Annotated in this window: 11 protein-coding genes; 2 read left to right on the plus strand and 9 right to left on the minus strand. The window is 48.6% G+C overall.

Going from position 1 to position 12803, the window contains the following annotated elements:
* Window positions 1-16: 16 nt before the first annotated feature.
* On the minus strand, window positions 17-1750 hold the full coding sequence (locus O9X78_RS03840) for an acyl-CoA carboxylase subunit beta (RefSeq protein ID WP_269618293.1): 1734 nt from the start codon (window positions 1748-1750) through the stop codon (window positions 17-19).
* A gap of 369 nt (window positions 1751-2119) precedes the next feature.
* Here O9X78_RS03840 and pabB point away from each other — a divergent pair, with 369 nt between their 5' ends.
* Entirely contained in the window at window positions 2120-3481 is a 1362-nt protein-coding gene (gene pabB / locus O9X78_RS03845; protein WP_269618294.1) for an aminodeoxychorismate synthase component I, read from the plus strand.
* Window positions 3482-3489: 8 nt separating this feature from the next.
* Here the strand turns inward: pabB and thrH are convergent, their stop codons facing one another.
* From thrH to O9X78_RS03865, 4 genes are all read right to left on the minus strand, one after another.
* On the minus strand, window positions 3490-4107 hold the full coding sequence (thrH, locus tag O9X78_RS03850) for a bifunctional phosphoserine phosphatase/homoserine phosphotransferase ThrH (RefSeq protein WP_269618295.1): 618 nt from the start codon (window positions 4105-4107) through the stop codon (window positions 3490-3492).
* A 107-nt stretch (window positions 4108-4214) separates the two neighbouring features.
* Entirely contained in the window at window positions 4215-5189 is a 975-nt protein-coding gene (gene cysB / locus O9X78_RS03855) for an HTH-type transcriptional regulator CysB (RefSeq protein ID WP_269618296.1), read from the minus strand.
* A gap of 97 nt (window positions 5190-5286) precedes the next feature.
* Window positions 5287-6198: a 5'-nucleotidase gene (locus tag O9X78_RS03860; protein ID WP_269618297.1), complete on the minus strand. Its 912-nt coding sequence runs from the start codon at window positions 6196-6198 to the stop codon at window positions 5287-5289.
* 70 nt (window positions 6199-6268) lie between these two features.
* Entirely contained in the window at window positions 6269-7777 is a 1509-nt protein-coding gene (locus O9X78_RS03865) for a trypsin-like serine protease (RefSeq protein WP_269618298.1), read from the minus strand.
* Here O9X78_RS03865 and alr point away from each other — a divergent pair.
* Window positions 7772-8854, plus strand: coding sequence for an alanine racemase (gene alr / locus O9X78_RS03870; protein WP_269618299.1), 1083 nt, complete (start codon window positions 7772-7774; stop codon window positions 8852-8854). The two genes, O9X78_RS03865 and alr, sit on opposite strands and share 6 nt — an antisense overlap.
* Window positions 8855-8879: 25 nt before the next feature.
* Here alr and O9X78_RS03875 read toward each other — a convergent pair whose 3' ends face one another.
* The 4 genes from O9X78_RS03875 to yajC form a co-directional block, all read right to left on the minus strand.
* Window positions 8880-9581, minus strand: coding sequence for an alpha/beta hydrolase (locus O9X78_RS03875; RefSeq protein WP_269618300.1), 702 nt, complete (start codon window positions 9579-9581; stop codon window positions 8880-8882).
* A gap of 242 nt (window positions 9582-9823) precedes the next feature.
* Window positions 9824-11173 (minus strand): alanine/glycine:cation symporter family protein, encoded by a 1350-nt coding sequence (locus O9X78_RS03880; protein ID WP_269618301.1) that lies wholly within the window; start codon window positions 11171-11173, stop codon window positions 9824-9826.
* Between the two features lie 169 nt (window positions 11174-11342).
* Entirely contained in the window at window positions 11343-12377 is a 1035-nt protein-coding gene (locus O9X78_RS03885; RefSeq protein WP_269618302.1) for a D-cysteine desulfhydrase family protein, read from the minus strand.
* A 57-nt stretch (window positions 12378-12434) separates the two neighbouring features.
* Window positions 12435-12770, minus strand: coding sequence for a preprotein translocase subunit YajC (yajC, locus tag O9X78_RS03890; protein WP_269618303.1), 336 nt, complete (start codon window positions 12768-12770; stop codon window positions 12435-12437).
* Between the last annotated feature and the right edge of the window lie 33 nt (window positions 12771-12803).

Consider the following 12803-nt stretch of genomic DNA (forward strand, 5'->3'; position numbering starts at 1 on the left):
GCTCTACACTTGGAAATTAATGGAATTCCCGCTGTGTACCGCTCATGGGCTCAGGCTTGTAAGCCTTGAGATGCAGTTCCAGTTGTTCACCTAAGACCTTGCGAAGGTCAGAAGGCATGACGATCTGGGATATCGATCCCAGGCTTAGTGCTTCATTCGGATTCATCAGTTCGCGTTCATAACGCTGGGTCAATAACAGCTCTTCCTGTTTTTGCCATGCTGCTACTGCGTCTTTTGCGGTGCTCGCCGCTTCAGCATCAGACATACCTGCCTTAACATTTTGTGCAGTCAGTTCAGCAATTTTAGGTTTCACCGCCGTACGAATTTTACGAACTTCATCTTTATAAACATATTCAACCCCAGCTGGGCCCATTACCGCCAACCGTGTGGTCGGTAGTGCGCAAACAAAATCTGCCCCAGTGGGGTAGTTATTGAATGCCGCATAGGCGCCACCAAAGGCGTTGCGAACAATCATCAGGAAGCGCGGAGTGCGCAGATCAATAATCGCATCTAACATCGCGCGACCAGCTTGCACAATACCGCCCGCCTCTTGCTCTTTGCCTGGCAGGAAGCCTGTGGTGTCTTCCATGAAGATCACGGGAATGTTGTACACATTACAGAAGCGGATGAAACGGGCATTCTTATAGGCCGCATCAATGTCAATTTGACCAGAGGCAACCGCCGAGTTGTTTGCCACAAAGCCAACGACGTTACCACCCATACGGCCAAGCGCACACACGGTATTACGCGCGCGCTCAGGCTGAATTTCAAAGAAATCGCCGTGGTCGCACATTTGCTGAATGATGATGCTGATATCAAACGGCGTATTAAAACCGGTGGGGCTGTTAAACGCTTTCTTCAACAGCAAATCGATGTCCCAAGTTCTGCGGCTAATCGGGTCTGAAGTCGGCTGAAACGCTGGCGCTTCTGCGCTGTTATTCGGCAGATAGTTCAACAGCTCTTTTACTTTACGTAGCGCCGCGACTTCGTCTGGCACGACAAAATCGGTGACACCAGATTTAGAGTGAACACTGGGGCCACCGAGCTCGTCTGCGGTGACGTCTTCACCGAGTACCGACTTAACAACGCCGGGGCCGGTTAAACCAAAGAAGGTGTCATTAGGCTGTATTACAAAAGAGCCCTGACGTGGCAAATAAGAGCCACCACCTGCGTTATAACCGAACATACACATGATCGAAGGCACTACACCATTTATATGGCGAAGTGCGGTAAACGCTTCGGCGTAGCCATCTAGACCACCTACACCGGCGGGAATATACGCACCGGCAGAGTCATTCATGCCGACTAGCGGAATACCCAATTTACCAGCTAGCTTAAATAAATTAGCGAGCTTGCTGCCGTTGGTGGCGTCCATAGAACCGGCACGAACGGTAAAGTCGTGGCCGTACATGGCAACATCACGTCCGTTAACTTTGACGACGGCGGTTACTAGCGACGCACCATCTAAATTTTTACCCCAGTTTTGGTAAAGGATTTTAGGTTCAGTGCCGGCATCTGCCAGTACGTCGATCCTTTCCCAAATAGTCATCCGTTTCTTTTCATGCTGTTTTTGAATGCCTTTAACACCGGCCATTTTCCGTGGTCGTTGTTGCAAGTCATGTCCAGCTTGAAGAGCGGCTTCGTATAAGCCAGGATCGTAGTCAATTTGACCAGGGACAGTAAATTCGAGCTCTGCTTTCTTCTCGAAGGGATTTTCCAGTGAGGGTATCTGTGAAGCTATTTTTGTCATGCCTGTCAGTTCCAGCTGCATTTCATTTATGGGTAACCCGCGCTCATGCCGCAAGCGATTGTCTCTTTGTTGTGTTTTACCAGTACGAGATTCTAACGATCCCTAACACGGTGATAAAACCAAAGGGGCATTACGCCAGCAAACATATTGAACTGCGGATGAATGAGAATAACCGTTCTGTGTGTTGCAATGACGGCTTGGTGTTTCTCAAAGCGGCGGCTAACATTACTGGGAAAGGCCTTCTCTGTCAATCTAAGCGGCCCTTTTCGAGGCATATGTCAATTTGACAAAACACTAGATTTTCAGGCTCATAGCACGTAAAATCGACCCCTACTCGCTGCTTTTGAACGACACTCTGAGCAACATCTAATGGCTAGCCTTCGTCGCATTCCTCTACCCTACCACTGCGACAGTTGCGGTTTTTTCTCCAAACTAAAACACCTGGCCTATCCGGTATTTTTAGACAGCGCCGCGCCCTTCAGCGACTTTGGTAGATTTGACATCATCTGCGCCCAACCCAAAGAAATTATTTCATTAAAAACAAATTCATACGATAACAATCGCACATTTTTGATTAACACCGAGAATCGGATAAAAACCCTGTGCAACGAGTTTGTTAGCACAGACGATTTACCTTTCTGCGGCGGCGCCATCGGCTACATGAGCTACGAATTTGGCAGACCCTCCGCTAAAATTGACTGCGATATCGAGCAAAAACCACCGATAGCCTCACCGCCAACCCCAGACTTCCACGTTGGCGTTTATGAATGGGCAATTGTGGTTGACCACCTGAACAAGCAGTGCGAATTAGTTGCACAAGCTGGTGTAGACGATCAAACGCTGGCGCAAATAGAGCAATGTGTTCTCTCAGCCAAACCGAACTCGCCCATTACTCCATTTAAACTAAGCGGCGACTTCGTCTCCTCTTTAGATCAGCGGCAATACCGGCAGGCATTTAATCGGGTGCAGGACTATATCCGGGCCGGTGATTGCTACCAAATCAATCTTACGCGGGCCTTTAATGCGAATTATCGGGGCGATCCATGGCAAGCATACCAGCGCCTTCGCGAAACCGCTGCCGCGCCCTTTTCTGTGTTTATGGACCTAGGCAACAGCCAAATTCTTAGTTTTTCACCAGAGCGTTTACTTTCTGCACGTAAAGGTCATCTGCAAACTCAGCCTATCAAAGGCACGGCAGCCCGTGATCCAGACCCAATTAAGGATCAAGCCCTTGCCGCCGAACTACGGGGCAGCGAAAAGAACCGCGCCGAAAACGTAATGATTGTAGATTTACTTCGCAATGACTTCAGTAAGAGCTGTCTAGCCTCCACTGTGAAGACAGAGAAGCTATGTGAATTACAAAGTTTCCGCACGGTTCATCATTTGGTGAGCACGGTGTCTGGAGAGCTACGCCCAGATTGCACGCCATTCAACGCCCTACAGAACTGCTTCCCCGGTGGATCGATCACTGGCGCGCCAAAGCGTCGAGCGATGGAAATTATCGACGAGATTGAACCTCACCGCAGAAGTGTCTATTGCGGCAGTATTTTCTATTTAGGCGCTGATGGGAAAATGGACAGTAATATCGCCATACGCAGCTTTGTCTGTGCCGACAATGAGATTACTGGCTGGGCCGGTGGCGGGATAGTAGCTGATTCAGATGCAGACGAAGAGTTTATCGAAACGGAAACAAAGATCGGCAAGCTATTAGCGGCGCTTGCCGATCTTTAAAAGATATCTTATAAACTGAGATTACGATTTGAGGCTTTAATAAATTCTAGTTTAAGCGCTTCGTAATCATGCACTGCCGGAAATTGCGGGAACTCACGGATAACGTTGTCAGGGGCTTTAAATAAAATACCCGCATCCGCTTCGGCCAGCATGGTGGTGTCGTTGTAGGAATCACCCGCTGCAATAATCCGATAATACAAGGTTTTTAACGCCAATACCGACTGACGCTTTGGATTCACTTGGCGAATACGGTAATCCACTACCTTGCCCAAGCTGTCTGTTTCCAACTTATGACATAACAGCGTTGGCCAACCCAGTTGCTTCATTAAGGGCGCGGCAAATTCATAAAAGGTATCGGAAAGAATAATCACCTGAAAACGCTCGCGCAGCCAATCCAAAAATTCGCGCGCACCTTCCATCGGCGACATATCGGCAATCACTTCTTGGATATCAGGCAGACCAAGACCATTTTCACTTAGCAAACGCAGACGCTGCTGCATTAACACATCGTAGTCTGGAATGTCGCGGGTGGTTGCCTTTAAGGCCTCAATACCGGTACGTTCCGCAAAATCGATCCAGATTTCTGGGATAAGCACCCCTTCAAGGTCAAGACAGGCGATTTCCACAACACTACTCCTAAAATTGATTAAATTACGCTTCTGCGCCGAAAAACCGCGTCAATCTAACGGCTTGAGGCCGATAAAGCAATCTTGACTAACACGCCAATATCAGCCTAGTAGGTCGGCAGCTCTATATTGGCAAACAGTTCATCTAGCTCGGTTTTACTGTGACACTGGTAGGCCTTGTCGACCAACTCCGCCGTTAAATGGGGGGCAAATAGTTCGACGAAATCATACATAAATTTGCGCATATAGGTACCGCGCCGAAAGCCAACCTTAGTCACACTGGGCTCAAATAAATGGCTGGCATTTACTGCCACCAAATCCGAATCGGCGATTGGGTCAAAGGCCATTTCCGCCACAATACCAATACCGAGACCAAGTCGAACATAGGTTTTAATTACGTCCGCGTCAGTCGCCGTAAAAACCACCTTAGGCTCCAGCCCTTTCTTCGAAAACGCTTCATCTAGTTTTGAGCGCCCGGTGAAGCCAAATACATAGGTCACAATCGGATACAGTGCGACATCTTCAATTCGCATCGTCTCCAACTCTGCCAAAGGATGGCCTTTTGGAACGAGAATAGTTCTGTTCCAGCGATAGCACGGCATCATAATCAGGTCGGTAAACAATTCTAATGCTTCGGTGGCAATAGCAAAATCAACCTGACAGTCAGCCGCCATTTCTGAAATCTGCATCGGTGTGCCTTGATGCATATGCAGAGACACGTCTGGATAACGTTCAATGAAGGTTTTTATCACGCTAGGCAGCGCATAACGAGCTTGGGTATGGGTCGTGGCGATAGAAAGACTGCCGCGCATTGGGTTTTTAAATTCCTGCGCGATGCTTTTAATGCCTTCAATTTTACCCAATACCTCACCAGCGCTTTTTAAAATAATGTGTCCTGCTGGGGTAATTTCGGTGAGATGTTTGCCGTTACGAACAAAAATTTCTACACCGAGTTCGTCTTCCAACATTCGAATTTGCTTACTAATACCCGGCTGCGACGTAAACAGGCTTTGCGCGGTCGCAGACACATTCATTTCATGGTGCGCGACTTCCCAGATATAGCGCAGTTGTTGCAGTTTCATCCTGATGTGACTCCTGAACCTGTACGTGCTCGATACACTCGCGCCGCTGACTCTTTTATGATTATAGGCTTAGCCAAATCTTCCTATCGCCTTTAGATCAATCATCCAATTTGTTCGCAATGCCATGGGGTACATGACCAGTAGAAACATGTTCACTCGCCGACTCGCAATGGCCGGGCTGATCATCAAAAAACACATCGGCACCATAGGCTGCTAAGAACTCGCCTTTCTCCAAACCGCCAAGAAACAGTGATTCGTCGATCCGAATATTCCAATTTCGCAATGTCTGAATAACACGCTTATGTGTGGGCGCCGAGCGTGCGGTAACTAAGGCAATGCGAATTGGCGGATCATCGTCAGACAATTCGCATTGCAGCGCATTCAACGCCGCCAAGAAATTCTTAAATGGTCCACCGCTCAGGGGGGTGTCTGCCGCCGCTACCTCACTAGCCGTGAAGGCCTCCAAGCCATCGCGTTTGAAGACTTGCTCAGCTTCATCAGAAAAAATCACCGCATCACCGTCAAAGGCAAAACGTAGTTCTCGCTTACTGAGGGGCTGGGATTTTTTAGATCGGGGTAATAGTGTCGCGGCAGCCACGCCGTTATCTAGTGCGCGTCGCACGTCTTCAGCGTTGGTCGAGAGAAACAGATGGCAGCCAAAGGCAGACACATAGCGATAGGGACTTTCACCACCGCTAAATGCTGCGCGGCTAATATTGAGTTTGTAATGCTCTATGGAGTTAAACACCCGCAATCCGGTATCAGCGGAATTGCGCGACAGCAAAATGACTTCGACCCGCGCGTCATCTAGGTAATCGTTCAGCTGTAATAAGCGCTCAACAATGCCAAAGGCTTCGCCCGGTTCGAGAATTTCGTCTTCATGATCGATTTGGTATTTCTGATAGGCGCTGAGGCCTTCCGACTCGTAGACCCTGTGACTCTCATCCAAATTAAAGAGCGCTCTGGATGAGATCGCGACGACTAATTTATTCTCAAATCCTTTCGGCATAATCACACTTCATGGTGGAGTAAGCTCACTATACAATATGGCCAGACCAAGATAACAGCCCTACGCGCGTTTAGGGTTTTGCAGATGCTAATTTTGAAGGCTCTTGCCCTAGACCGATTGGCACCATAACAAATAGCTCGGACTTATCTTCTGCCAGTAAAGACTGAATTTCTTTGATCAAGATCGTATTTAAGGCCGCAAATACCGGCTGATCTATCTCGTCGTTATAGATTCGAGCCGATAATACACCCACAATTTGCCGCTCTCCATTATCCTCTTGGGTCAATACCGCCCCACTCTGCCCCGCGTAACTAAAGCAATCCAGAACATATAAATCACTGAGACTATCACTACCTTCTTGCCAAAAATTAGCGCGACAGCGAGACGCCCACAGAGTGTTTGGGCGTTTATCATTCGGGTAGGCAATACTATCTACCCAGGGATCATCTGATGTCGGCGTCGACAAGGCCGGCGGTTTTGCTAATGTAATTGGCCTAGCCAATTTAAATAAGGCGATATCCGAGCCGCTATAGCGACCAATTTCACCGTTGTATTGATCTTCTGGGCGATGCTGTCGATGACGCCAGACCTTATTTACAGGCGTTTTTACAACATCGCTAGCCTGCCGATCGAGGGGGTCAGCAAGGTAATTAACCGACACTAATTTGCCACCGCCCTCAGGTGTAAATAAACAATGTGATGCCGACAGCAACCACAGCGATGTAAGTTGCGTGGCAGTACAACGAGACTCATAGGGGCTGCCGTCCTTACGCTCAAACAAACTGACCAACACGCCGCTATGAGGCATTGTTGCGGGAACTTGCCATAGCTGCTGGCGAACGTCATCGACACGGCCACCCTTGTTAATGGAATATTGCTGAAACACTGCCTGATTTACTGATGAAGACCGCGCTGCACGAGGACCACCAAGCCAATACAGTGACGGCGCCCCACTGCTGTCAGCCAATAAAACCGGTCGCTTATTCGCATTTTGAGGCAACTGCAGGGCAACACGCGCAGGCAGATTAACCGGTTTAGTAAGACTTGAGTTTACGTAGAGCGAAGCAGGCGAAGTGTGAATATGAGGTAAAAAACCACTCAGCTGATTTAGCATGGCAAGTGCTTTGTCTCGACGTATCTGATTACCACTGAGAATTTCTCGCCTAAAACGACGAACCGCCTCGTCAACACCAATTGCACTGTCTAAACCTGCAATTACGAACGCAGCATGCAAAAGCGATAATTCAAAGGGCCACTTATTTTCCACTAACGCGAGCGATGCATAGTGATATGCCTTATTAAGGTCGGCGACCTTTTCTCCACCGCCCCAGAAATACCACTGGGCAAGATCACTGCTCGTGTCACTGCAGTGAGATGAGTTGACGCGCTCACGATCTTCAAACATCTGCGGACTGGGCAATAACCATTCCGACGATGCGACTGGAAATAGTGCCTGTTCACAATCCTCTGCGAACGCCGAGCAAGAAAACAACAAAGCGAACACAAACGCATTGCGCGCTGTTATCACTGCGTTAAGACCGCTAGAATTCAGCTTGGTTAAGAGTCGGTGATTATGCATAAAACAACTTGGGTTGAATTAAATAGTAAAGCGTTGCGCCACAATGCCGCCATTGTTCGTCGCCTCGCGCCAAATGCAGCCATCTTAGCGATGGTAAAGGCCAATGGCTATGGACACGGCGCAGAATGGGTTGCGGACCAACTACACGATTTAGTTAACGGCTTTGCTGTCGCGCGACTCAGCGAAGCGTTAAGTCTCCGGTTTGCCCAAGCCAATACACGTATTTTGCTACTGGGCACCGAGCTTAACGCCGATGTCATGATCGAGTGCGCAGTAAATAAATTAGACTTAGTCATCCACGACATTAACACCGCAAAGTTACTCGCAACGACCAAATTGCCGCAGCCAATAACCGTCTGGTTAAAAATGAATACCGGCATGAATCGCCTTGGCATGAGCGCGTCAGAATTTACCGAGGCCCATCGCTTATTGATTGCCCATCACAATATCAACGCCATCCATCACATGAGCCATTTTAGTGATGCCGAGACCGAGGACTACACAAATACAAATCGCCAACACCAACAACTTACCTCCTTAAGTAAGTCGCTGGGTAGCGTTCCTATTAGCATGGCAAACTCCGCTGCGATTATTGTTCATCCCAAAACCCACCTAGACTGGGTACGCCCCGGCATTATGCTCTACGGCGACGACCCGAGCAGTACCCTAGCCGCAACAAATGCTCTACAAGCGGTAATGACCTTCAAGGCAAAAGTCCTGGCAGTGAGAGAGGTAAATCTTGGCGATGGCGTCGGCTATAATCGCCGCTGGCAAGCGAATGGCAAGGCAATAATCGCGACTATTGCCGCAGGCTATGCAGACGGCTATCCTCGCCAAGCGCCCGATGGCACTCCCCTTCTTATCAACGGTGAGCGCGCCGTGATAGCAGGCAGAGTCTCTATGGATTTACTAACCGCAGATGTAAGCCATCTTCCTTCAGTAAAGCCGGGCGACATCGCCACGCTATGGGGCGAAAATCTCCCCGCTGTCGAAGTGGGCCAGCACTGCAATACAATTAGTTACGAGCTATTTACACGAATTACTGCGCGGGTCCATCGAGAGTATTTAAAAGAATAAATTGAGCGGCTGGCACGCCAAGCCATCAAACAATTTCAAGCAATAAATGCGCGAGCTCGTCTGGCTTATTACTCAAGATCATGTGATTCGTCTCGATCTCGTGGTATCCCCATGCCTCAGAATCACGAGCATGTGCAGCCGCATTGGTAAAATGGTTGTTGCCGATTTCAGAAGAATCACTCTCAGTAGCTCGAATATAGCTGCGACGAAACCCAAACGACTCCAGCGGCTGGGCAAGCCTCACTGGCTCCAAAGCAGTAGCGACGGGATGGGGAACCCGGCGCTGATTATGGAATTCTTCTTGAATAGGGTCGTCAAATTTTCTAGGCGTTGGCGGAAGATAGTTTTGAACCCCTATTTGGATAGGCGGCCTGGGTAAACCGATTAATTCCAGTACACTCTCACCATCCGATGGAACAAACGCGTCTAGGTAAACCAGGTGCGAGACACGATCAGCAATATGGTCCAAACATCCGGTGACTACAGCCCCGCCATAGGAATAACCCAAAAGAACGATATCGCTCAAATCTTCATAAAGAATTTGATTCACAACGTCCTGGATGTGAGTGCTAAGTGTAATTTGGGGACTCGCCAAATGCGCCCGCTCACCAAGACCTGTAAGGGACGGTGTAAAAACCTCATGCCCCACTCCCTGAAGAATTGTCCGCACACGCCTGAAGCAAAATGAACCGGTCCAAGCTCCATGCACTAATACAAAAGTCGCCATTCACCACCCTATTTGCTTAAAACGTGAATACTGTGTTTAAAACCTTAAAACCCTGAATAAATACTCACATTAGATAATACACGGCTTATTTCACCACGGAATTTTCAATTAGTAAGTGCCCATAACCCCACGTAAAGACGATGCTATTCCGCTAAAAATAATAAAATCGAATTTTTAGAAAGATAAATCGCTAGAAAAAAGTGCCGCCAAGCGATTATGCCGACGCCACATAAGAAAGCGCGTTAAGCGCTCGTCTTCGCCAAAGCCAGCTGGCTTTTGGTAAGTTTAAAAACAACGGGGCTCAACAGCAGCAATGCGATCAAATTTGGAATCGCCATCAGGGCGTTTAAGGTATCAGCCAGCAACCAGATAAAACCTAGATTCGCCATAGCGCCCACTGGAATCGCCAGCACCCAAGCAATGCGAAAAGGCATAACACCTCGCGGACCAAAAAAATACACCACGCAGCGCTCGCTGTAATACGACCAACCGAGCATGGTTGTAAAGGCGAAAATGGCTAAACCTAGAGCAACAATATAGTGGCCGCCTGCAATTTGAGACTCAAAGGCCATGGTCGATAAGGCCGCACCGCTCTCGCCACTTTGCCACGCACCGGATAACAGAATAACGAAGCCTGTGACTGAGCACACTAATATCGTGTCTATAAACGTACCCAACATGGCGATCATGCCCTGCCGAACGGGATTGTTTGTCTTTGCTGCGGCGTGTGCTATCGGCGCGCTACCGAGACCAGCTTCATTAGAAAATACACCTCGGGCCACCCCAAAACGGATTGCCGCCGCAATGCCTGCGCCCGCAAAACCGCCGACCGCCGCGGTACCGTTAAAGGCTGAATCGATAACCAAACTAAATACACCGGGCAAGGCACTGAGATTCATTAACAAAACAATAATGCCAACGAGAAGATAGCTAATCGCCATAAAGGGAACGAGAAATCCAGCAACACTGGCAACGCGCTTTACGCCACCTAGTATGACGGACGCAACACCAAGGAACATAACCAGCGCGCTTATCCAAACCGGAACGCCAAAAGCACCCTGCATAGCGTCGGCAACTGAGTTTGCCTGCACGGTATTCCCTATACCAAAACCGGCCATCGCACCAAATAAAGCAAAGCACGCACCCAACCAGCGCCACTTAGGGCCGAGTCCGTTCTTAATGTAGTACATGGGGCCACCACTAAAATTACCCTCCGCGTCTTGTTCGCGGTAATGCACTGCGCACACGGCTTCACTGTATTTTGTCGCCATTCCAACCAGTGCGGTACACCACATCCAAAACAATGCGCCGGGGCCACCCAGCGCAATAGCGGTAGCGACACCGGCGATATTACCTGTACCAATGGTAGCGCTTAAAGACGTCATTAAGGCTTGAAAGGGGCTAATTTCTCCATCATCACTGCCGGATTTACGCCCCTTCATCAGTAAACGAAAGGCGGTGCCGATATTACGCAGCGGCATGAGCTGAAGCCCAATCATAAGGTATGCGCCGGTGCCAAGAATAAGCACCAACATCAACGGTCCCCAAACTATGCCGTTGACGGTATTCACAAATGCAGACACAGATTCCATGTAGAGTCCCTTACCGTGTTTTTTAGTATGCCGTCACAGAATAGAGGCCAGCTCTGTTGCGACCATTAAACGCCATCGAATCTTTGATTGATAGAATCAGTGGTGCCGGTTTAATCGATACATCTCAAACACAAAAATAACAAACATCAGAACTCAAAAAGGCTCTAATTTAAAACGCGAACTGACTTCGCTGGGGAAACATGCCAAACACGCCACCAGTATGAATGAACACAATATCGCCCGAGTCGCCAAAAAGACCATTTTCAATTTGATCTAACATTCCGTAAAACGCCTTACCTGTGTAGACCGGATCTAAGACTAAACCTTCTCCTTTGGCGACATCTGCTATACAGGTAAATATCTGCTGTCCCGCTTGAGCGTAGCCTGCACCGACATACCCATCGATAACCTTCACCGACAATGATTCAAGGTTTATGCCAGTATGATAGCGTCGCTCCCAATCCACCAAATCGCTGTTAACTTTATTTAAGAACCACGCTTCATCATCGCAAACATTCACTCCCCACACCTGCGCGTCTATGCCGTAGCGATGAACACCTGCGGTTAAACCTGCTTGTGTGCCGCCTGAACCGGTAGCGCAGATAATGTGTTTTGGGGAAATATCGTGTTGAATAAAATCTTGTTTGAGTTCGGCGCAGGCCTCGACGTAGCCCCAAACCCCAATTGCATCAGACGCGCCAGTGGGAATAATAAACGCCTTTCGATTTTGCTTTTTGTAGTCTGCGTGAACACGCATCAAAATATTGTCTAATTCGCGCTGATATTGGGCAGTTGAATAAAAACTAACTTCTGCCCCAGCGAGGAAATCTAATAATAAATTACCATCGGGTACTTGGACTTCATTGCCGCGTAACACCAAATGACAGTGCAAGCCCAATTGCGCGCACAACAGCGCGGTCGCACGACAGTGATTCGATTGCACACCGCCACAGGTAATAATCGTGTCGCAGTCTTCGGCTAAGGCTTGCGCCAAACTAAACTCTAATTTGCGTACTTTGTTGCCCGACAACACACTCCCCGTTAAATCATCGCGCTTAACCCATATTTTAGGGCCACCGAGTCTTTCGCTCAGACGTTGTAAGGGCTGCAAAGGAGTTGGAAGTTGCGCTAATTTTAGTCGTGGAGGCATTTGACCACCCACACGTTGTGCGGAGATATATTGCTTTTTAACAGAATTAGGCATGTACCACCTATTTGCGGAATGCGCCCCGCAGTATTGCGAAGCGCGCAACTCCTGTTATTAGATTGCCTTCAAAGTGCCTTTTGGCAATACCGCGTGAATTGAAGCACGTTGAAACTTTAATTCCACGTTATCGGTAACGCTTACCACGACATAGTCATCATCGAGTTTTGTCACCTTGCCGAGAATACCGCTGGTCGTTACAACCTCGTCGCCCTTTCCTAAAGCAGCCACCATTGCCGCATGCTCTTTTTGGCGCTTGCGCTGGGGACGAATAGCAATAAAGTAAAACAAGGCAAACATAAGAACCAGAAAACCAATCTGGAACAATTCACCACCAGGAGGTGCCCCTGCACCGGCTGTCTGTGCATGCGCCTCAGAAATGAAAAAACTCATTACATGTCCTTACTCAAAGATCAAAAACAAACG

Origin of the sequence: Zhongshania aquatica, from assembly GCF_027257955.1 — a bacterium.
GTDB classification, from domain to species: domain Bacteria; phylum Pseudomonadota; class Gammaproteobacteria; order Pseudomonadales; family Spongiibacteraceae; genus Spongiibacter; species Spongiibacter aquatica.

Coding starts and splice junctions, on each gene's coding strand:
- O9X78_RS03840 (WP_269618293.1), bottom strand. CDS start 1,750: ATGACAAAAATAGCTTCACAGATACCCTCACTGGAAAATCCCTTCGAG.
- pabB (WP_269618294.1), top strand. CDS start 2,120: ATGGCTAGCCTTCGTCGCATTCCTCTACCCTACCACTGCGACAGTTGC.
- cysB (WP_269618296.1), bottom strand. CDS start 5,189: ATGAAACTGCAACAACTGCGCTATATCTGGGAAGTCGCGCACCATGAA.
- O9X78_RS03860 (WP_269618297.1), bottom strand. CDS start 6,198: ATGCCGAAAGGATTTGAGAATAAATTAGTCGTCGCGATCTCATCCAGA.
- alr (WP_269618299.1), top strand. CDS start 7,772: ATGCATAAAACAACTTGGGTTGAATTAAATAGTAAAGCGTTGCGCCAC.
- O9X78_RS03865 (WP_269618298.1), bottom strand. CDS start 7,777: ATGCATAATCACCGACTCTTAACCAAGCTGAATTCTAGCGGTCTTAAC.
- O9X78_RS03875 (WP_269618300.1), bottom strand. CDS start 9,581: ATGGCGACTTTTGTATTAGTGCATGGAGCTTGGACCGGTTCATTTTGC.
- O9X78_RS03880 (WP_269618301.1), bottom strand. CDS start 11,173: ATGGAATCTGTGTCTGCATTTGTGAATACCGTCAACGGCATAGTTTGG.
- O9X78_RS03885 (WP_269618302.1), bottom strand. CDS start 12,377: ATGCCTAATTCTGTTAAAAAGCAATATATCTCCGCACAACGTGTGGGT.
- yajC (WP_269618303.1), bottom strand. CDS start 12,770: ATGAGTTTTTTCATTTCTGAGGCGCATGCACAGACAGCCGGTGCAGGG.